The sequence below is a fragment of the Bacteroides sp. BFG-637 genome, from assembly GCF_024793605.1.
Lineage (GTDB): Bacteria > Bacteroidota > Bacteroidia > Bacteroidales > Bacteroidaceae > Bacteroides > Bacteroides vicugnae.
In genome coordinates this window covers 5,490,327-5,512,758 of the sequence record NZ_JANUPD010000002.1, presented here as the reverse complement: position 1 = coordinate 5,512,758, position 22,432 = coordinate 5,490,327, and the positions used below count along the sequence as shown (strand labels likewise).

Here is a 22,432-nt window from a genome sequence, read left to right as displayed (position 1 = left end):
TAGTATTTATGCATTGTTTTTTATCATTAGTTTCGGTTTCCTGCAAACTAATATTCCATAATTTCCATCCTCTTACTTTCGTCTACATGGATGGATTCATCGTCTGTATAGCCGTCCGGCAAGTATGGTAATTCTTTTCAGGTTGATAATAATCTTCACCTATGGAGTATATTGCCATTCCTCCCAAAGGACCCAAGCCAACTACACGGTTAGGTATTTCGAGCACGGCGTTATGCCATGTTCCGTTTTCGTCCGCTAACTTGCCGTTCATCTTGGTGGCTAGTATCAGTTGCTTTTTTGATAGCGTTGTATGCGTCTCCAGTGTATTTGCCACAAGCAGTTTCAATGCCACGGCTCTCTCTATGTCGGCGGTGTTGAGCACTACGTAGTTCAGTTTCTCCATGTCGGCAGCGTCTACAAAGGTGGGATCCCCTTCAAAAACGAGTGCTTTTCCTGTGGCGGATAGTTTGGAGACAATTAACCGTGCGGACGCTTTGCGTGCAGCCTGTTCAGTATCCGTACCACCATAAAGTGGTATGCCGCTGAAAGCGAAACCATCCATGTTTAACTCTGCAACAGTGGCTACCGCTTTGTCCAACCATGCGCCCAAAGCGGCGTCATCGGGAAGTTCCGTCATTTTCTTGGCATAATCTACGTGGTAGAGCACGCGGGTACTTTTCTCTTGTAGTCCGGGGATATCCTCACGGTCGGCAGCGGTGATGTTCTCAGAGTTTGCCAACGTAACAAAGTCCAGTGAATCGGGCAGGGAACGGAGATAGTTGCCTTCGTTCTTTGAAGGCTCAACGCCGTTGTTGAAGCTCGCGTATGTGATGTAGTGTTCGCGTTCGAGCTTGTAGATGCGAAGCGATTCCATATAACGTGCCCAGAGTTCGGGATTTTGCTTGTCCGGGCCTTGGATGGTGTAGTCCACCTCTTCCGGATCTGTCCAGTCTTCACAAGACGTAAACAGATATCCTCCGGCTATTGCGATTGTCAGGAGACAAGCCATTAAATTGGATCTCAAATAGCTGTGTTTCATATCTTTTTGTTTTTCAAGGTTTTACTTTTATTAATTATTCGGTTTGCAATCCCACCAGAGGCGAATATTTATTTGGTCTCCTCCCAGCATCTGTGCGGCTTCTTCCACGTGTCCTCCGTTGAGGCTGTATTCACTGGCAGGGTATTGCAGGCGACGTATTCCGATGTTAGTAAGTTCGGAATATGAGCTCTTATTGTCAACGATGGGGAGCATTTTGGGATAACCCGTGCGGCGGCGTTCACTCCATGCTTCGATGCCCAGCGGGTAAATGGCAATCCACTTCTGGGTGATGATGCGTTCGAGGTTTTCTTCAAAATGATCTTCCTTGCTGTCCGTGTTCCACGCGATTTTGATGTTGGATGGGGCACTGGTGTCGTATTTGCCCAGCGGATCGGCATAGGCTGCTGGCATCATGCTGTTGTCGGCAGCGTAAGCTTCGGCTCCCGATGCTCCGTGTTGGGCAAAGGAGAGGGCTATGCCTTGCTCATAGAGGTCTTTGGCCTCTCCACCCATTGCCCATCCCCGCAATGCGCCTTCGGCACGGAGGAATGCCACTTCGGCGGCGGTCATCCAGGTGTAAGGGTCGGTGGCGGTCATGAGGCGGTTGGAGTAGACGCTTTTCAGTTGGTCGTCGGTCACGCCTGTCGGTAGTGTGCCGATGCGGATACCGTAATAGCCTTCTTTACTGCCGGCGGTGCCGTCTGTTTTGCCGTTGCCTTTACCCATGGTGAAGTATTTTTCGCGGCGAGAATCCTGATAACCGTTCATGTAGCATAGAATGTCGGCACCAATCCGATAGTCGTTCCAAGTGTTGAAACAGAGGGCAGAACGGTTTTCGGCTACGTGAAATAGGGCGTTGTCGGCATTGTCAGTAATCACACCCGCCTTCACTGCCGCTTCGGCTATCCGTTGCACTTCTTCTTTCATCTCTGGCACGTAGCAGAGACGCATCGCCATGCGAAGTTGCAGAGAATGGAGGTATTTGCGCCATTGCTCCACGTTTCCGTAATAGACGTCGTCAAGCTTCTTCAGGGCATCGGGGTCGAGTGTGAGGTTGTCCTCAAATGCTTGGTCGGCTTCATCCAGTTCCTTGAACATCTGCTTGTAGATAACATCCTGCGAGTCGTAGGGAGCACTCAATGCAGCGGCTTCTCCTTCCACCACTATCTTGCTGTAGGGGATGGGTCCGAACATGTCGGTAGTGCGTTGCATGATCGCCACTCGCAGCACTTTGGCGATGGCTTGCGGAACGGGCACGTCATTCAGTTTCATCAGATTGCGGTAGTTAGGATAGGTGTTGGTGAAGATGGTGGAAAAGGCTCCTTCCAACCAATCCGACTTGGGATTATATGTTGAAAATTTTTCAATCCATCCGGTGTGCGTGTCACTAAAATATCCACCATAAGCACCACCGCACATGGCTTCCATAAATTGATACAAATGTTCCTGCGTGGGGATCACCTGACCTTCAAGTGTTTTTAATTTGGAACCTACGTTATAGTTGTCTCTCCCCATCTCTTCCTCAGTGGTTTCAAAAAGGGTTTCGATTGATATCATTGTCCATGCAACTACTAAAAATAAGCAGCGTGGCAATTGATATCATTGTCAGATTGAACTGTTTTATGTATTTCATGCTATTCATCGTTTTTAGAAGTTAAGCTTAATGTTGAACCCGATGTTGCGGCTGCTCGGCATCATGAAGTAGTCGATACCCTGGTAGAAGTTGCCGGTAGAGGCTACGCTTTCGGGGTCGAACGGCGCTTTATTGTATATCATCCAAAGATTGCGGCCTACAAGTGATACATTGATGTCGCATACGTTGCCTATCCAGCGGCGGGGGATGGTATAACCGATGCGCGCTTCCTGAAGGCGGACATTCGTTGCGCTGTATGTATAGTACTGTGGCAATCCGCTGGAACCGGCGATGACCTCAAACCACTTTTGTGCGTCTACCATCGTACGGCCGTTGACGAGCACTCCACCGGCATCACGGGCGGCAGCGGTTCTTTCGGAAACTCCGTACTCATCCATAGCGGCCTGTGTAGCTGAATATGCGATACCACCGATGCGGGCGGAAATAAGGAATCCCACGTTAATGCCTTTGTAAGAGAAGGAGTTGTTCCATGCCAGATTAGCTTTCGGGAATACGCTTCCCAGTTTGATGTCGTTCAGGTTACCCACTTTGGAGACGTTGCCGGTGGCGTCTATCTGGACTTTTCCCTTGTCGTCGCGCACCACGTCGGAGCGGGTGTAAAGGTCGCCTAGCGAACCACCTTCTTTCAAGATGAACTCAGCCTGTGCCAATCCGCGTCCGTCAGACGTCTTCAGCGGAAGCCGGTCTTTGTTGATGATTTCTCCGGTTTCGGGATGCACGTAGTTTCTTACCAGTTCGGTCAGCGTGTTCTGGTTGCTGGAAATGGTGAAGCTGGTGTCCCAGTTGAAGCCGCTCCAAGTGTGTGCATAGCCTAACATAGCTTCCACGCCCACATTGCGCACGGAACCGGTCTGCACATACAGCTTGTCGTAACCGGAAGATACCGTAATCTGCGGGTCGAACGTTTGGTTGTGCGTGTTGGCGTAATAGAAGGAAGCGCTTATTTTGAAGTCACGGAACAGCGTTGCGTCCAAGCCTACTTCCCAAGAATTGGTGCGTTCGGGATAAAGTGTGCCGATGGGGTAGATGGATTTCTCTTTCCACTGTTGCAGTGTGGCGTCATACGGAAAAGTCGGTATGGTCAGGTAGCGGGGGTAAGGAGAACCCACAGAACTGTATGAACCGCGCACTTTCAGGTAGCTGACCCATTCGGGCAATTTCACCATTTCGGTGATTACTGCCGACAGACCTACCGATGGATAGAAGAAGGAAGGGTCTGTGGTGCCGTGAATTTGTGAAGCCCAGTCGTTACGTCCTGTCAGGGTGAGGTAGAGCATACTTTTCCAACCTACTTCCACGTTGGCGAAGATGGAATACGTTACGTCTCTCCACGCTTCCTGAACGGCACGTTTTTTCACATTGTCGAGGTCGAACACGTTGAATACGTTCGGGATTCCGTTCTCTTGTATCGGTCCACCGTAACTAAAGGTACTGCTGGCATTGTTGCTCAAACTGGTACCGATGTTGGCTACGAGGGTGAAGTCTTTGATACGTTTGTTGATATTCACCAAAAAGTCGGCGTACGTTTGGCTCGTTTCATTCTTAGCAATTGTATAATGCCCCTGGTTGCCGTCGGTCAGCGTGGCGATGGTTCCGGCATAAAGTTTCTGCTCGTATGTATTATTGGAGTTGTCGATACGGATACGCCCCGACAGGTTCAGCCAATCCAGTACATCGTAAGTCAGTCCGGCGGACATCATATAACGCTTCTTGTTGTTCTCGTGGAGATTGCGGTATGAAATCCAATACGGATTCTGCATACGGAGGTTACCTTCGCCCTGTGGCCAGTAAGGTAAGTTGATCTTGCGCGCGTCGCTCCAGCGTTCAAAAATCTTCACCAATGAGAAGTCATCGCTTCGAGGGAACAGGTAAGTCGATACCAAAGGGTTGGAGTATACACCCTGATTAACCATGTTGCGGTCATTCTGGATGATGTAACTGGCTCCTACATCGAGCTTCATCTTGTCGTTAAGGAAACTGGTCGTGTTGCGGAAAGTAAAATTATATCTGTTATACCTATTGTTGGGAACCATTCCGTCGGAATTAGTCGCTGCTGCGGAGAAGAAGGTCTGGTTCTTTTCCGTTCCGGCAGACAAGTTGACGGAGTTGGAATATACTGCTCCCGTCTCGAAAAAATCAGTGGGTTCGTACCCCATACGGCTCGCTTCGTTCAGCTTCGGTCCCCAACTGAGAGTTGTAGAGCCGTTTGCTTTGCCATAGCTTCCTGTTCCGTAGCGATTCTGGAATTTAGGCATTACGAATGGATTCATCCAGTCGATGCCGGTGGACACGCTTGCCTGTAGCTTTCCTACTTTTCCTTTTTTGGTGGTGACAACAATAGCTCCATTGGCTGCGTTGCTACCGTAGAGGGCTGCCGCTGCCGCACCTGTCAGTACGGAAATGCTTTCGATGTCTTCGGGATTGATGTCGGCGATACCTTCCGTAGCACCTTTTGAATCGAATTCCGTACCGCCACCACCGCCGAAATTAAACATCGGGATACCGTCGATCACATACAGTGCATTGCTGCTCTGCTCAATGGACTTCGTTCCACGCATCACCACTTTACTGGCACCACCCACACCGGATGAACTTGAATTGATTGTGACACCCGCTACTTTACCGTTCAGGCTATTAACGAAGTTCGCGTCTTTGATTTGAGTTAATTCGTCTGATTTTACCTGCTGTACATTATAACTTAATGCCTTCTGTTCGCGCTTGATGCCGAGGGCTGTTACTACTACTTCACTTAATTGCTTGGTGTCGCTCAGTAATTTTACGTCATAGATGTTTCTATCTGTTATTTTCACATTTTGAGATGCATATCCTATATAAGTGAAACTTAATGTACTGCCTGGAGAAGCGGTAATTGTGAAATTACCATCTATATCGGTGATAGCTCCTTCGGAACTTCCTTCCACCTTGATGTTTACTCCGATCAAAGGTTCATTGCTCTCGTCAACGACTTTTCCTGTTACTTTCTTTGCAGGAATTTCTTTAGGCTTGTTGTCCGGAATAATCATAATATATTTCCCCTTGAACAGGTAAGTGAATCCGCTCCCTTTAAGGATTTGTGAAAGGGCGTTCTCTAATGTGACAGCTCTTAGGTTAAGATTTAAGACGGGCTTGTCTTTCAACTGGGAATCATTGTATCCGACAGACAAGTCGGATTGTCTTTCAACTTCTTTAAGTGCCTCAATAATAGATATATTTTTCTTTTGAATGGTAATTTTGGCACTGTTTTGCGCAAAGGAGGGGGTCTGCATCAATAACATGCAGAAAAAAAGAATAAAACTTCTTCCCTTTGCTGTTTGGTTTACTATAAATTCATAAATTTGTAGCATTTTCTTAGTATTAGGTTATTAACTAATTTATTTCACGGTAATTAAGAGTAGAACTCTAATATTGAGAATCTTGATTTCATATCCGGGATAGAGTTCGGGCTCTGTTCCGGATACTTTTTTGCATGTCTGTAAAGGGTTAAAAAGGTTTGTTCTATATTGTATATTTTTACTGTTTGCTGTTTTTTCAGGTCATCTGTTACTTGGGAATCAAATAACAGCGTTTTCCTTTTATTTTATAGTCCATTTGACCGACAACATTTACTATAACGTCCATCACTTCTGATAATGTGGCCTGTTCTTTGAACCGGAAACTATATTTGTCTTCTTTTATATTTTTGAGCTGGTACTCGAATGTGTACGGATATTTGCGTTCGAGTATCGTTATTATGTCTTGGATATTCATTTCTCTGAATACTAGCTCACCACGTTGCCAGGCTGTCACATCCATCATGTCGGGGTTGTTCAGACAATGGAAGCGTGTATGCCTGTTGTACGCCAATTGCTCGTTAGGGCTTAAAATGACTTGTGAGTTCAGATTATTATATTCCACAAGTACGCTTCCCGAAATCAGGGTTGCAGCGGTTATCGCATTTTCCGGATAAGCTGACACATTAAACTCTGTACCTAATGCTGTAACTTGAAAGTCGTTGGATTTGACGATAAACGGGTGTTTTTTGTCAGGCTTGACTTTGAAATTGGCTTCACCAAGAAGAAATACACTACGGTCTTTGCCTGTGAATTCCTGCGGATATAAGAGCGTACTTTGTGAGTTCAGTTGCACTTCGGTTCCATCGGGCAGGATAAGAGTCCGTGTTTCTGCTGTCGGGATGTATTGTTGCAGCAAGTCAGGGGTTGCATCTTTTCCTATTGTAGAGAGATAGATGGAAGAAGCTGCCAAAAGGAAAAAGACGGCGGCGACTGCCTGCCAGATATGAACCGGACGAATCCTGCGTTCTTTCCGTATGGAAGGAATATTCGCATTCTTTCTTAATTGCTCGTATGATTGGTGTGTATTAGATACAATCTTTTGTTGAAGAGCTTCCTGCCAGAGAGTAAGTAATGCATCTTCTTTTTCGGAAGTATGTTCTTTGTCTACCAACCATCTGTAAAATTCTTGTTGAGTAGATTTCGGATATTCGCTTCTAGTGAATAAGGTCAATATTTTCTGGAAATAATTTTTCATTTATGCTATTTATTATTGGTGTTATATAAATAGCACACTTGAAGCGGATGAACTACTTACACGAAATAGAAAAAAAATGCAATAAAAATAATCTTTTTTAATTCCAGCATGGTTCGGTAGATTTGATGTTCTACTGTGCGGACGGAAATATTCAGTTTTTCGGCAATCTCTTGATTGCTCATATTTCTAAGACGGCTTAGTACGAAGATTTCTCTACGACGTTCCGGAAGACGGCTCAGAACCAGACGTACCAATAGCTCTGCTTCTTTATAATAGATAGGTTCGAGTGTGTTATCTGTTTGGAAAAGTTCTTCGATGAGGCTTTTTTCGATCACGCTTTCCTGATATTCTTCTACTATTCTTTTATGTTTGATGAAGTTGATAGTGATGTGTTTGGTCATGGCAAAGATATAATTGGATATCTCTGTGCTATCCCGATCCGACCATATTTGAGGTTGCGTCCATAATTTGGTGAAAACATCTTGGGTGATGTCTTCCGCATCCGCTTCGGATTTTAGTAGCATGAAGGCGAAATATTTCACCGCTGAATAATATCCGGTAAATATCGTCTCAAATTCGTGTGCTAGGAGTATGTCATCTCGGCTTTCGGTCATCGAATTAACAAATTGTTGGAAATTGATTGACAAATTTAAACAAATAAATTAAGATACGAAGAAAAAAAGAATTCTTTATAAAAAAAGAAAATAAAATAGTGACGCTATCCGGGTGGGATGGTGTCACTATAAGTGTTGGATAGTGACGGTATCTTATCGGGATAGCGTCACTATTTTTTAGTCTGTATTTTACCAGTTTCTTTTCACTGTACGGTAGCCATAGCCGATAATTACAAGGAAGCAAATAAACGGAAGAACGAATGAAGCGTTGACAGCGGGCAACCAGCCGACTTCTTTCAGATCAATAATGCTTGCTTGTAGCGGAGGGAGAATGGAACCACCCAGAATAGCCATGATGAGACCGGCGGCTCCGAACTTGGCGTCGTCTCCCATGCCTTTCAGTGCGATGCCATAAATGGTGGGGAACATCAACGACATACATGCTGAAACTGCCACAAGGCAATATAAACCGAGGATATTCTGCAGGAAGATGGTACCTAATGTAAAAATACCTCCGAAGATAGCAAGAATCATCAGTAACTTTCCGGCATTGAGATAGCGCAGGATAAAGGTACAGATAAAGCGGCTGATACAAAAAATAACCATTGCCACGATATTATATTGTTGTGATAACACTTCTGCACTTTTTTCGTCCATGCCTTGTGACATAAACAGTCGTGTTCCATACTGAATGATGAACGTCCAGCACATGATTTGTGCTCCCACATAAAAGAACTGGGCTATCACACCTTCACGATAACGTGTTTCCTTGAAAATGCGTTTGAGTGTAGGGAAGAAGTCTATTTTGTGATTCTGATCTCCGTTTTTAGGCATTTTGACGAATCGTATCAATAGCAGCATCGCTACGATAACCAGTCCGATGATGAGATAAGGAGCGATCAGGACACTAAGGTCACTCTCTTTGATCGCCTGAAATTCGCTGTCGTTAAGCAATGCGCGGTCTTCGGTACACATCGGATGCAATTTCGCTTGAATGAACTGCATGGCTACATACATTCCGAGAAGCGACCCCATCGGGTTGAAAGACTGTGCAAGATTCAAACGCCGGGTAGCCGTTTCTTCCGTTCCCATGGAAAGGATATACGGATTACAGCTTGTTTCGAGGAAAGACAATCCGCAGGTCAGAATGAAATAAGCAATCAGAAACGGATAATACTCACCCGTCATTTTGGCGGGGAAGAATAAGAATGCTCCGAAAGCATACATACCCAGTCCTAACAAAACACCTGCTTTGTAGGAATATTTGCGGATGAAGATGGCAGCCGGAAAAGCCATTGCAAAGTACCCTCCATAGAAGGCAACTTGTACCAATGCTCCATCGGTGGCACTCATCCGGAAGATTTTAGAGAATGCCTTTACCATCGGATTGGTAATGTCATTGGCAAATCCCCATAACGCAAAACAGGAGGTAATGAGAATAAAAGGTATAAGATAACTGATGCCATCTTTCGAAAGGATGGACTGCTTGGTGTGTTTCATGGTTGTTTCTGGTATTTTTTTAAGTATTATACAAATGGAACATTCTTTCCATCGGTTTCCATTTCTCTGCGGAACTCATTCCGGGTGCGGCTTGTTGGAAGATAGCCATATATTCTTCCCACTCCTGTTGGCGGGGAAGGGTGTTCAGGCGTTCCATAGCTGTGTCCCAGTCAAAATCAAGGGGAGTTTCGACAATCATAAACAGTCGTGTTCCCAGAATATAAATTTCCATTTCCAGGATGCCAACTTCCCGGATACCGGCAAGGATTTCCGGCCATGCTTCCGCTTGGCTATGTCTTTTCCGATATTCGGCGATTAGTTCCGGAGAATTGCGTAAATCAAGGGTTTGGCAATATCGTTTGACGGGAACGTCATAAGATTGAACCTGATAACCGGTTTTGGATGTTTCCATATACTTTTATTTTTTAGGGTAATATACTTGTGGTGTAACGCTGCGAGTGACAATTTCTCGCAATTCACGAAGATCGGCAATTTCTCCTTTAGCCATTGCCTGCGTCAGAATGTTTCCCATTGCAGTGGCTTCCACCGGACCTGCATAAACAGGAATGCCGAGTTCGTCAGCTGTCAGTTGGTTGAGTAACTTATTTTGTGACCCTCCGCCGATGATATTTAACTGACGGATCGGAGCGGGGAGACAACGGTTGAGCTGTTCCACAGCCTGACGATATTTGAAAGCTAATGACTGGAGTACACATCGTACAGTCTCTGCTTTGCTTTGGGGAACTTGCAAAGCATGACTCCGGCAATAATGAATAAGCGCGTTTTCCATATTTTCCGGATTCATGAATGTGGCGTCGTCTACAGGGATGATTGTATCAATTTTGGCTTCGGCAGCCTGCGGGATGATTATATTATAATCTTGTTCCTCACCACATACTTTCCACTCATTCATCAAGCGTTGCAGAATCCATAATCCTGTTATATTCTGGAGGAAACGGATCTTGCCGTCAACACCTCCTTCATTGGTGAATTGAGCTTTTCTTGCTTCTTCCGTCAGTATAGGTTCGTCCACTTCAACTCCCAGTAGCGACCAAGTGCCGGAACTAAGGAAAGCGATGGGGCTTTCTGTGGCAGGAACTGCGGCTACGGCACTGGCTGTATCGTGTGAACCTACGGCAATAACGTCTACGGCACCCAGTCCGGTTTCGCGTGCGATATCCTCTTTTAGTGTGCCCCTGATTGTTCCGGGAAGAATAATCTCGCCGAACAGATGTTCGGGAAGACCTAAGGCGTGTATGGTATTGAGTGACCAGTTCCGTGATTTGGCGTCCAGTAATTCGGAGGTGGAAGCGATGCAATATTCATTATTGGCTACTCCTGTCAGGAAGTAACTGAAGAGATCGGGCATGAATAGAAGTTGCCGGGCGACTTCCAACTGTATATCTTGATTCTGTTTCATGCTGTAAAGTTGAAACAGTGTATTGATAGGCATCACCTGGATACCGGTCTCGGCATAATGTCGGTGTTCATCTATAAACTTGAATACTTCTGCCGGCATTCCCTCTGTTCTCGCATCCCGGTAACAGACAGGATTTCCTAACAGGTTTCCATGCTTGTCAATCAGTCCGAAATCCACTCCCCAAGTATCAATACCAATACCTCTTACGGCATATCCTTTTTGTGCAGCCAGTTTTAGTCCGGTTTTCATATCTTCGAATAGAGACGGGAAGTCCCAGTAAACATGATTGCCAAGTTTGACCTGCCGGTTGGAGAAGCGGTATACCTCTTCCAATTCCAACTTACCGTTGAAAAGGAAGCCGGCGATGATCCGTCCGCTGCCGCCTCCGAAGTCTGCTGCTAAATAAGTGTGTTTGATGGTATCTTTCATGGTAATGTGCCCGGATGCTAGTTGCTTTTCTTTCCTAATACGTAAATTTCCAAATCTTCAATTTCTGCCGGTGTGAGCACAGAATAATCACCACCGGATTGGACGATGATGCGGCAAGCCATTTCGAAGAAGGTAGCCCGTTCGTATACTTGATTGAAATCTTTTCCGCATACCACTTGCCCGTGGTTAGTCAGTAAAACCGAGTTATGCTTTTGCATGGCTTCTACTACGGCTTTCGCCAGTTCCGGTGAGCCCGGACGATAATATGGAATCACCGGTATTTCCGAACCTACATGGCAAGGAATTTCTGCTGTTACGTTGAAGTTTGCCGGCTTGTTTTTCATGCAGGAGACAGCAGTGGCATATTCCGATTGGAAATGGAGAACGACATTGACGTCCGGACGTTCGCGGAGAATACCTAAATGGAATGTGCTTTCCATAGAAGGTTTTACGCCATTGGAAGGAGTGCCGCTGGCAATATTGCAGATCGAAACTTTTTCTTTGCCAAGTGTGGGAACCCAAGAACCCGTACCGGAAATCAATGCTTCTTCACCGATTCTCCAAGAAAGGTTACCGCTGCTGCAAAGCATTAATTTTGCATCCCCGTAACGGTGTGCCTGTGCAATGAATTGTTCAATATGTTCGTTAGTAATCATAGTGTTCTTATTTAAGTCGTTGTAGGGGAGAGGCTGTTCCGATATTTATTGGGTATACCAGAAGAAGGTAGCCCGCCCCCTACGAACGGCAAAGTTAAAATATTTATTTATACAGGACGAAAAAAACTTGTTTATTTATAGATCGGGCCGTAAGTTGCACAAGCTCTGTAGTCTGCTCCTTCTTTGTCCATGCCGAAGGCATTCCAAGCGGCCGGGCGGAACATCCGGTCTTCTTCCACATTATGCATACATACCGGGATGCGGAGCATGGAAGCAAGCGTGATTAAATCTTGACCGATATGGCCGTAGCTGATGGCTCCATGATTGGCTCCCCAGTTATTCATAACTGAATATACATCTTTGAAAGCCGGTTTATCGCACAGGCGGGGTACAAACCAAGTGGTAGGCCATGTCGGGTCTGTACGCATATTGAGTTTCTGATGGATTTCCGGATCGATTTCAACTGTCCATCCTTCTGCAATTTGCAGGACAGGGCCTAAGCCTTTAATCAGGTTCAGACGCATCATGGTTACAGGCATTCCACCTTTTGACAGGAAGTTGGACGAGAAACCACCACCACGGAAGTAATCACGGTCTGCCGGATACCAGGTTGTTGCTTTGAGACAGTTCTCTACATCAGCGTCCGTCAGGTTCCAGGGTTCTTTCATAACCGGATTACCTTCTGCGTCTACTGATTGGCCGGAACCGTCGAGAGTTGTTGCACCTGAATTGATAAGATGGATGATACCATTGGCTGCCAGACCACTCAATTCTTTGCCGGTTACACGTTTTACAGCTTCAGGACTCCAGTATGTACGTACGTCGGAGAATATTTGTGCACGGTTGGTCAGCAGATGTCCGAACAGCATGGCTACACCGTTGCAAGCGTCATTTTCGGTAGCTACCACAAATGCTTCACGGATGCCGTTCCAGTCGAAAGAAGTATTGAGTAAAGCTTCCGGATAGTCACCGTTAGGATAAAAGTCTGTCCATTGGCGTTGTCCTTGGAAACCGGCTGCAATGGCATTGTGTCCCAAAGCTTCTTCCTTGAATCCCATTTCTTTCAGTTTGGGATTTCCGGTCATCAGGTCGCGCATGATAATTGTCATTTTTACGATGAACTCCCAGTCTGCATCTTTCTGCTCACGGGTTTTACGCTTTTCAGGACGGTTCTTGAAGTCTTCACCTTCGTTGGTCTTGCAATGTTTTTCAGTCCACTCCATTGCTTTGGCGTATTCTTCGTGGTCATAGATACCTTCATCCATCCGGCGGATGATTTCTGTGAGGTCTATTGATTCATTGCGCATTCCCAGATATTCTTGGAAGAAATCAGGATTAACGATAGAACCGGCGATACCCATGGATACACTACCCATTGACAGGTAAGATTTGCCTCTCATGGTAGCTACTGCCTGTGCAGCGCGTGCAAAACGAAGAATCTTTTCCGATACATCTTCAGGGATTGTATTATCGTCCAGATCCTGAACATCACGTCCGTAGATACCGAATGCAGGAAGTCCTTTTTGTGCATGTCCTGCCAATACCGCTGCCAAATATACAGCTCCCGGACGTTCTGTACCGTTAAATCCCCAAACAGCTTTCGGATAATGAGGATTCATGTCCATTGTTTCCGCACCATAGCACCAGCAGGAAGTGACGGTAATGGTAGAACCTACTCCTTCTCTTTCAAACTTTTCCGCACAGGCGGCACTTTCGGCTACGCGTCCGATAGTGCTATCGGCAATAACACATTCTACCGGGCTGCCGTCGCCGTTTTTCAGATTACTGCTGATTAATTCGGCTACTGCCTTTGCCAGATTCATTGTTTTTTCTTCAAGACTTTCGCGAACGCCACCTTGGCGACCGTCGATTGTGGGACGAATCCCGATTTTCGGATACTTTTTCATGGTTTCTATCTATTAAAGGATTAATTAATATCTGTGCTGAACTGTGCTGATTATATTGCAAAAAAAATTAAAGCGACTTTCGAAGTCTTACTTCTGTCGGCAAGAACTTTTGTACCGTTACATTATTAAGAACGAAATTAGCAGCTTCGTTTCCCATCATTTCCCAGTCAATACTCAATGAGGTTATTCCTTCGTCAATCACTTCGTAAGAAGGAATATCATTGTATGCCAACAAGCCGAAATCTTTTCCGCATTTCAGCCCTTCCAATCTGCCTTGTTTCACTACCTTTACCACATCTTGTTGCTTGATAGCAATGTAGGCAACTCCCTTGCATATTGTCAGATTCTCGATGTCCTCCTGAACCTCACAGAGGAATCCCTGTTCCTGACAGAAACGGGTGAAATATTCCTTGCTGCTTTGAGGGTGCTTCAGGCTTTTCGGAAACAGAAAAACAAGTTGGTGATAGTTTTTCAGCCTTTCCCTGAGCAAATGCAATGCCTGATAGAAAGATTCGTCGAAATCTTGACAGATATATGAATACTTCTCTTTTTCGAACTTGCCGAAATCAAGAAGTAGCAATTTGGTGGGATTAATTTTATTGAGAGCTGTGCTGAATTTCTCGTTATCGAAATTCATCACGATGTATTTGTTGTATTTTCCTATGGATTCCCGGATGATGGTGTTAAATAACCGTTCGTTGTATTGATGAAACAATAAATCTACCTTATAATTAATAGGCAGATGCTTGACGAAACTATTGTATAATGCTTCTTTGAAAGGAGTGTATTGGTCGAGCAGTAATAAAACATTGGTCACCTGGCTCGTCACGTAATATCCTTTTCCGGGAGTGGAGTCGATCAACCCTCGTTCGCGTAAATCAAGGAAAGCTTTGAAAACGGTGTCGCGTGATACTCCGTATTGAGCACTCAACTGATTGATGGAAGGCAAAGAATCTCCTTCAAGAAATTCTTTCCTGGAGATTGCCTGGCTAAGTGCGTCCGCTAGTTGCGTAACCTTGCTCGACTGTTGTCCGAATGTTGCCTTTTTATCAGTTCGTTTCATGCTGTAAAAATAAGTAATACTGTGCTGAACTATGCTGATGCAAAGAAAGACATTTTATTCTGAAAGAGAATAATTATTTGCTATGTTTTATAGCATAAAGTAATAAAAAATCCCCTCCGGCGAACCGGAGAGGATTATAGCTTTTTCCTAATTTCTTATTCGGAATCTGCTGAAATTTATTCAGCAGCAGCTTCTGTTGCAGGAGCTTCTTCAGCCGGAGCTGCAGCTTCTTCTGCAGGTGCTTCAGCAGCAGCCTTTTCAGCAGCTTCAGCAGCTTTCTTTTCAGCGAGTGCTTTTGCTTTCACTTCGTTGATTTTCTTTTCTGCTTCCAGACGTGCTTTCGCTTCCGCTTTCTTAGCCTCGTCCTGTTTAGCTTTCAAAGTAGCCAAACCTGACTGTTTGTTGTTTTTCCAAGCTTCGAATTTAGCTTCAGCTTCTGCTTCTCCGAATGCGCCTTTTGCTACACCGCCCAGAAGATGTTTCTTCATGTAAACTCCTTCACGAGAAAGGATGTTACGTACAGTGTCACTTGGTTGTGCACCTTTCAGTACCCATGCCAATGCAGCGTCGAAATTCAAATCTACTGTAGCAGGATTGGTATTTGGGTTGTAAGTACCAATCTTCTCAATAAATTTACCATCACGTGGTGCTCTGCTGTCTGCAATTACAATTGAATAGAACGCGTAACTTTTACGTCCGTGTCTCTGCAATCTGATTCTAGTTGCCATTTTTAATAATTGTTTTTAATGATTGATTTGAATTATGCTATTATCTCGTAATAGCGGGCACAAAGATACGGCTTTTCTTTTGATTGACAAACATTTCGCCTCTTTTTTACGAATACCGTTTCGGATAGCGGAACAAGATTGCGAGCAGGGCGCATGCTCCCATTGTAAATGGATAATAGAGATTGCCGATGATACTGATAGGGGAGATGCTGGCAAGTCCTGCTGCAATCAGCATCTGTGCTCCATAAGGGATAATTCCTTGTATCAGGCAGGAGAAAGTATCGAGGATACTGGCTGTTTTTCTCCGGTCGAGATGGAATTTTATGGCAATATCTTTGGCAATCGGTCCGGTTGTGATAATGGCAATCGTGTTGTTGGCAGTGCATAAATTGGCAATGCTCACCAGGGCGGCAATGCTTAGTTCGGCACCCCTCTTGCCATTGACATGGCGGGTGAGTTTCCGGATGATGAAATCAATACCACCGTTATAACGGATGGTTTCGAGCATACCTCCGGCCAGCAGAGTGATGATAATCAATTCTCCCATGCCTGTAATTCCTGTCCCCATGGCGCCAAACCAGTCGAATATACCGAAGCTACTGGTAGCGATGCCGATGATACCAGTAGTCAATATACCTATTATAAGTACGACCATTACATTAATTCCGGCAATGGCTGTTCCTAATACTATTATATAAGGTATCACTTTGAGCCATTCAATGGTTTGTGTTTGAGTGGGAGCGGTAATGGACAATCCTTGGAATATATAAATACCCAGCACGATGATGGCTGCCGGCACCACTATCATCGAGTTTACCCGGAATTTGTCGCGCATTACACATTCCTGGGTTTTGGTAGAGGCAATGGTGGTGTCTGAAATAAACGACAGATTATCTCCGAAAAAAGAACCACCGACTACGACAGCCACCATAAAAGGGAGTGCTATCTCCGTCTTTTCTGCCAGTCCTACAGCAACGGGAGTGAGGGCGACAATAGTTCCTACGCTGGTTCCGATGGATAAAGAGATGAAACAGGCAGCAATAAAGATGCCGGCCAGCAGCAGATTATCCGGGAGAATATGTAGTGTCAGATTGACGGTGGCATCGATTGCGCCCATTTGCTTGGCGCTTTGTGCAAAAGCTCCGGCAAGAATGAATATCCATATCATCAGGAGGATGTTCTTATTGGCAGCTCCTACTGAGAATTGGTAGATACGCTGGTCCAGTTTCAAGCCGGGGGTAATGGCGATGGCATAACAAGAAGAGACGAGAAAGGCCACAGTGATAGGCACTTTATAAAAGTCGTTGACGAGGATGGACGTCACCAGATAGAGGCAGAGGAATACGAGTAACGGACTCAAGGCCCACCAGTTTCCGGGACGGTTTTTATGTATTTTTTCTTCAGTCATAAATGGACGTTGTGGTATTTATTTTATTCTAAATATTTGAAATAGCGGTGCAAAAGTAGTGTTTTTCGCAGGAAGTGGCAAAAAAGAATAGCTAAAGTAACATATTTATAACAAGCCCGAATATGTTATTGTTTCTAAAGAGAGTGGCTTGAATATATCATCTCCTATTTCATGGTTTTCACGGTCTTAAATAAAATAGGAGATGATATATTTCTTTTACAGTAAGATGATGCGCTTTTGTACGATGTCTATTAATTGGGCTTTTAACTGTTGTGCATTAATAGGCTTAGGCATATAACCGTCGAACCCACTTTCTATCACCTTCTGCTCATCTGAAGCATAGGCAAAGGCGGTAATGGCAATAATTGGCACTTTAGCCGAGTATTTCCGGATTTCTTTGGTTGCTTCGTAGCCGTCCATAACAGGCATATTGATGTCCATTAGTATGATTTGCGGATTATACTTATTGAACATTTCTACTGCTTCTTGTCCATCCCAAGCATGAATCAATTGATATTCTCCCTTTAATATGGATGCAAATAATTTGTAGTTGCTGTCATTATCTTCTGCAATCAGAATGCTAAGCTTGTTTTTCTCTATGGTTATTGGTTGGAGCTCTGTCTTTGCAGTGTCTTCATCTACAGCCACTGCGGCTTTATATGGTAGTGTAAACCAGAATGTGGAACCTTTTCCTTCTTCCGAATTTACTCCGATAGATCCTCCCATGTGCTCTACTAATGTCTGGCAAATAGAAAGTCCTAACCCTGTACCTTGTTCAAAGCTGTTTAGTTTGACAAAACGTCCGAAAATGCTCTTCTGTTTGTCTTTGGGTATACCGCAACCTGTATCGCTGACATAAAAATAAATTTCTTTGTCGCGAAGTTCATAGCCAAAACGAATATACCCCTCGGTTGTAAATTTGATAGCATTGCTTATCAAATTGATGAGTAACTGCGATAGACGGTTCTTTTCAGTATGGATAAAGCAGGTTTCCATTGTCGGATGACAGCTTAGCTGTACTTTATCCGATTTAATTTTTAGCTGTAATGAGCTTGTTAACTCATTCATCACCTTATTCAAATCAATGTTGGAATACTGAAATTCCAATGTTCCGGCTTCAATCTTTGATAAATCCAGAATATCGCTGATTAATTGTAATAACAGCGTGTTATTATTTTCAATGATGCTCACATACTCCTGCTTTTCTTCTTTTTCGTCTGTTGATGCTAATATACTGGAGAAACCGACAATAGCATTGAGAGGAGTACGGATTTCATGACTCATGTTTGCGAGGAAAGCTGATTTGAGACGATTGGATTCTTCTGCCCGGTCTCTGGCTGTCATCAATTCCATTTCCATCTTTTTTCGTTTGGTGATGATTAAAGAGGAGCCGACCAGAGACAGTGGCTTTCCGTTTTTATCACGAGTCTCTACAGCAGCTTGCGCTTCTACCCATTCTATTCGATGGATGTGATTCTGTATGTTGACTACCCGATATTCTTCCCTAACCTTATCCGAACGTCCTTTTAGCAGATCTTCGTAGGCTTTTTCTACACGTTTGCGGTCTTCTTTGAATATTTTAGAGAAATATTGAGAGTCGGGTACTGCTAATTGTTCTTCACTTATATCTTTTTCATTTGTACTGAGTTCGATGGGTTTGTTGATGTCGCAAAGTATAGTTTTGCTTAATAAATCCCATTTCCAGGGCACAATATTGGCTACGTCCAGTGCCATTGCAAGCTTGTTGTTGGTAGCACTCAATTTTTGTTGGGCTTTGTATAGTTCTGTACTGTCCAGACAGAAAATATCGACAATGTTATTGTGGTGAGTACCTTTCAGGACTATATCATAGAATGCATCTATCTGTTTAAAGTAATATGGGAAAGTGATGGCTTTGTTTTCAGTAAGTGATATTTTGGTGAAATGCAGAAACTCTGGCATGGATTCAGGGAATAACTCACTGGCCTTTTTGCCTATTACGTCTTCTTTGCGGAAGAAGTTTTTTTCAAAGTGAGAGTTTACATTCCGATATATTAATTCTATTGGCGTGCCTTCTTCGTTCATAATTAACTCTTCTTGCATATAAAGTATAGGCATATTGTTAATCAGATTCTTGTAGGAAGTCATCGTGTCAATCTCTTTCTGTTGTAACTTCTTTAATTTATTCAGATGATTGATACGGTATTGAAAGAGTAGAGCAAGCAGTATGAAACAAACGACTGATCCTAAAATGAAATATCCGTATTGTTCCCAAAAAGTAGGTGGCTTGTTAAAGAAAATTGTGTTGGAAGGACATAGATTCGGTGATAATCCTTTACGGAGCAATACACTGTAATTGATTGTAGGGGCGGCATTCGAAGGTTCGTAAAAAGGAATTTCGGCTGCTTGTTTCCCATCTAATATTGCTTGGATTGTTTCTACTATTTTTTTGTTGTATGTATCTTGGTCGTAGACGTATCCTCCTATCGTTCCTCCTGTATTGTCTTTGATTGTCAACATGCCAAGACTGAATAAAGGAGCGGATGTTGTGGGGATTAGCCGGTGAGAATTTATAACCAACGAAGTGTTACCGGCAAATGTGTGTTTGTAGAACCAGGAAGAAAAGAGTATTCCTGTTATTTGGGGGTCAATAGAATAAAGAGTGTCTAACAAATGGTTAATCCGCATCTTTCGAGGAGATATGAATTGATAATTGATATCCGGATGATCCTTTGCTAATTCTTGCTCAATAACTGTGTTGTAAGTCTGGTTGTTTTGCCGTTCATCACCGATAAATATGAAATTCTTTATATGGGGAGTCATTCGGCAAATTAGTTCTATATTCTCTTTAATATAGAAATTAGAATGTAAGAAAGTTAGATTATAAGGTTTGGCTATGTCCGCTATTGGGATTCTTGCAGTTACGTCAATCGGTTTCTTTTGGAGATAAAACTCTTTCGGTCCGATATAATCTTCTTCGGCGCATAGTATAATCGGAACATTCCCCCACATCTTCCTGAAGTCATCCCGTAATATCATACTGGAATTTCCTATCAATATCAGCATTCGTGGAGAATGTTGTCTGTATTTTTCTAGGATCGTTTGTTTGAACTCTTTTAAAGTAGAGTCTGCATCCATCATTAGCATATTCATATGTTCGGTATAGAGTGCTAGTTGAGGAAGAGTTTGAGTGTATTCGGTTATCGCGGAAATCATTCTAAAACTCCAGGGAGCTGCTTCTGTATATGAATTAATAATTAGAAGATAATTGGAAGAGTTTACTGAATCTTTTTGAGCTAGACTCGGAGTGGTGAAAGAAAACAATAAACAGAACGACAAAAAAAGTTTTATAAGATAAGAGGTATTTGCTTTTATTTGATTGTGTGTTGTCATTAAATTTTAATGTTTTTTGATGGTTTATTAAGTTTATGTGATTACAAAGCTATTAATAATAAATGGATTAAACTAAACTTTGGTCATGAAAAGTAAATAAAAGAGAGAAATTTATACGCTTTTTAGACGGGCTTCTTATTTGACTTTATAAGGGTGCGTGAACCAGAAACGGGAACCGGTCCCTAACTTGGATTCAACACCGATAGTCCCCCCGAGGTGCTCGATAATACTTCTGCAAATAGACAGGCCTAACCCTGTGCCTTTTGAAAAAGAATTGAGTTTTACAAAACGTTCGAAGACCCGACTTGCTTTATCCGGAGCAATCCCCATACCCGTATCTGTGACGGAGAACTCTATTTCATCTGTTTCTTTTTTATGATGATATTCAAGGAGAATTTGGCCTTCTTTGGTAAATTTGAGAGCGTTATTTATGAAATTGGTGATTACCTGCATTAAACGCTTTTTATCTGTATAAATATAATATTGAGGTAAGTCCGGAGTCAGCAAAACGGGGACGGGCTTATCTTCTTTTATATCATAATTGCGCATTATATCTTCACAGAAGCTCTTGATGTCCAGATGATCCATGGTGAAGTCGAGTGTTCCGGCCTCTATTTTGGATAAATCGAGAATATCGGATATCAGTTGTAAGAGAAGTTCTGTGTTTTCCTGCATGATATCGACATAATCCTGGCGGTCCTTTTTGTCATCCGATTCGACCAGTAAACTGGCAAAGCCGACAATCGCATTTAACGGAGTGCGGATTTCATGACTCATATTGGCAAGAAAGGCCGATTTTAAACGATCCAGGTTTTCCGCTTTTTCTTTGGCTATTCTTAGTTCTTCCTCTATTGTTTTTTGATGGTTAATATCGACACTGGTGATTACGTGTGCCATCTGTCCGTCTATCCAGTCAAATGCGGCACTGAATACACGAAACCAACATTTGTCAAATGGACGTTGATAATCCCAGGAGTAAACTTTAGTTGGCAACCCGTTTTCATCTATCAAATGTTTCTTCGGGCAAAACTCACATTCTCCGGTTTTATCTTTATATAGAGCCTGCCAGCATTTTTTTCCTTCAAAATGTTCAATTCCTCCGTATGGAGCAGCCATGGATTCATTGGCATATAGCATATCATGAGAGTCGAAAGAGTTTACATAGATGTCAACTCCCATGTTGTTCATGATACTACTTAAAGTCTTGCTTGCCCGTACTTCCCTTTCTTTATATTCACGCACTGCTATTTCCTTGGAGAGTGATCCTAAAATGAGATGAATTATTTGCAGTTCCTCATCGGTGAAAGATATTGCATGCTCCCTGTCTGCAAATCCGATGAATCCGATGATTTTTCCTTCGGAGTCTTGAATTTGCCGGATCAGCAAAGAATTGACTCTATAAAAATCAATGATGTCTACATCATCCCAGGAAGCGTTTTGGGTTCTGCAGGCATAAAAAGGTTTGCTTTTGCCATTTGCGTGGGCAACGTGTTGATTGCTCATTTCACTGATTTCAAAACGCTGGCGCAGGATATTGTCGTTATTTCCAATTGTTTCCTTTAAATAAAAGTAGCGAAATCCGTCCGTTTGATAAATGAATGCTCTTTTAAAACCATAGTATTCGCAAATATCCGTAAGTGATTCTGTGATTTTTTTCTCAATAGAGTCACAGCTATTCAGTCTTTCTAAGAAATGAAGTAAAAATGCATGGTAATTCTCTCTTTCTCTGATCATATTGTTTTAGGCATCTTGTTTGGTTATTTAAACTCGAAAGGAGTATGCTGTTTATCTCTTTCAAATCTTCAAGCTGCTAATATACGGACTTTAAAAAAATGATGAATGCTGTTTCAGATTTTTGTAATGTTCCGTTTTTCTTTTTCTTGGTACGAAAAGAGAATGTAATGAATGATATTTCCCTTGGATTTTAGTTAACTAACAACGATCTTTTAAGAAATAAATAGGTGAACTTGTACGGATTTGTTGAATTAAACGCTGTTGGGGGGAGTTAGTCGGTATTTGAATTTTTCGAATCTGTAAGTGATTGATTATTAATGCGTAATAAATGTGTGTTTCTCGGTGTGCAACGGGTCGTTCCTTTTAAAGGAACGACCCGTT

The 22,432-nt window shown here is 43.3% G+C and carries 14 protein-coding genes and 1 pseudogene; all 15 read right to left on the bottom strand.

Features of this window, described 5'->3' with window-relative positions:
• Nucleotides 1-82: 82 nt before the first annotated feature.
• Nucleotides 83-1,039 (bottom strand): glycoside hydrolase family 18, encoded by a 957-nt coding sequence (locus tag NXX38_RS21660; protein ID WP_229128694.1) that lies wholly within the window; start codon nt 1,037-1,039, stop codon nt 83-85.
• A gap of 30 nt (nt 1,040-1,069) precedes the next feature.
• Nucleotides 1,070-2,672, bottom strand: a pseudogene (locus NXX38_RS21655) (RagB/SusD family nutrient uptake outer membrane protein).
• A gap of 14 nt (nt 2,673-2,686) precedes the next feature.
• Nucleotides 2,687-6,037, bottom strand: coding sequence for a SusC/RagA family TonB-linked outer membrane protein (locus NXX38_RS21650; protein ID WP_234133648.1), 3,351 nt, complete (start codon nt 6,035-6,037; stop codon nt 2,687-2,689).
• A gap of 196 nt (nt 6,038-6,233) precedes the next feature.
• On the bottom strand, nt 6,234-7,220 hold the full coding sequence (locus tag NXX38_RS21645) for a FecR family protein (RefSeq protein WP_195650487.1): 987 nt from the start codon (nt 7,218-7,220) through the stop codon (nt 6,234-6,236).
• A 56-nt stretch (nt 7,221-7,276) separates the two neighbouring features.
• Complete coding sequence (locus tag NXX38_RS21640) at nt 7,277-7,834, bottom strand: RNA polymerase sigma-70 factor (protein WP_195650486.1); 558 nt, start codon at nt 7,832-7,834, stop codon at nt 7,277-7,279.
• A gap of 189 nt (nt 7,835-8,023) precedes the next feature.
• On the bottom strand, nt 8,024-9,334 hold the full coding sequence (gene fucP / locus NXX38_RS21635; protein ID WP_195650485.1) for an L-fucose:H+ symporter permease: 1,311 nt from the start codon (nt 9,332-9,334) through the stop codon (nt 8,024-8,026).
• A 19-nt stretch (nt 9,335-9,353) separates the two neighbouring features.
• Nucleotides 9,354-9,746, bottom strand: coding sequence for an L-rhamnose mutarotase (locus NXX38_RS21630; RefSeq protein ID WP_004303848.1), 393 nt, complete (start codon nt 9,744-9,746; stop codon nt 9,354-9,356).
• Nucleotides 9,747-9,752: 6 nt separating this feature from the next.
• Complete coding sequence (locus NXX38_RS21625; protein WP_258981097.1) at nt 9,753-11,183, bottom strand: rhamnulokinase family protein; 1,431 nt, start codon at nt 11,181-11,183, stop codon at nt 9,753-9,755.
• 17 nt (nt 11,184-11,200) lie between these two features.
• On the bottom strand, nt 11,201-11,839 hold the full coding sequence (locus NXX38_RS21620) for a class II aldolase/adducin family protein (protein WP_258981096.1): 639 nt from the start codon (nt 11,837-11,839) through the stop codon (nt 11,201-11,203).
• Nucleotides 11,840-11,970: 131 nt separating this feature from the next.
• Nucleotides 11,971-13,746, bottom strand: a complete 1,776-nt coding sequence (fucI, locus tag NXX38_RS21615) for an L-fucose isomerase (RefSeq protein ID WP_148367599.1) — start codon at nt 13,744-13,746, stop codon at nt 11,971-11,973.
• Nucleotides 13,747-13,813: 67 nt separating this feature from the next.
• Nucleotides 13,814-14,809, bottom strand: a complete 996-nt coding sequence (locus NXX38_RS21610; RefSeq protein WP_195650483.1) for a GntR family transcriptional regulator — start codon at nt 14,807-14,809, stop codon at nt 13,814-13,816.
• Nucleotides 14,810-14,985: 176 nt separating this feature from the next.
• Nucleotides 14,986-15,537 (bottom strand): 30S ribosomal protein S16, encoded by a 552-nt coding sequence (locus tag NXX38_RS21605; protein WP_004325681.1) that lies wholly within the window; start codon nt 15,535-15,537, stop codon nt 14,986-14,988.
• Between the two features lie 106 nt (nt 15,538-15,643).
• A complete protein-coding gene (locus NXX38_RS21600) occupies nt 15,644-16,945 on the bottom strand; it encodes a Na+/H+ antiporter NhaC family protein (protein WP_258981093.1) in 1,302 nt (433 codons plus the stop codon).
• A 216-nt stretch (nt 16,946-17,161) separates the two neighbouring features.
• Nucleotides 17,162-20,317 carry an ATP-binding protein gene (locus tag NXX38_RS21595; protein ID WP_148367603.1) on the bottom strand — a complete coding sequence of 1,052 codons (3,156 nt, stop codon included), beginning with the start codon at nt 20,315-20,317 and terminating at the stop codon, nt 17,162-17,164.
• Between the two features lie 135 nt (nt 20,318-20,452).
• On the bottom strand, nt 20,453-22,051 hold the full coding sequence (locus NXX38_RS21590) for a HAMP domain-containing sensor histidine kinase (RefSeq protein WP_195650480.1): 1,599 nt from the start codon (nt 22,049-22,051) through the stop codon (nt 20,453-20,455).
• Nucleotides 22,052-22,432 lie beyond the last annotated feature (381 nt).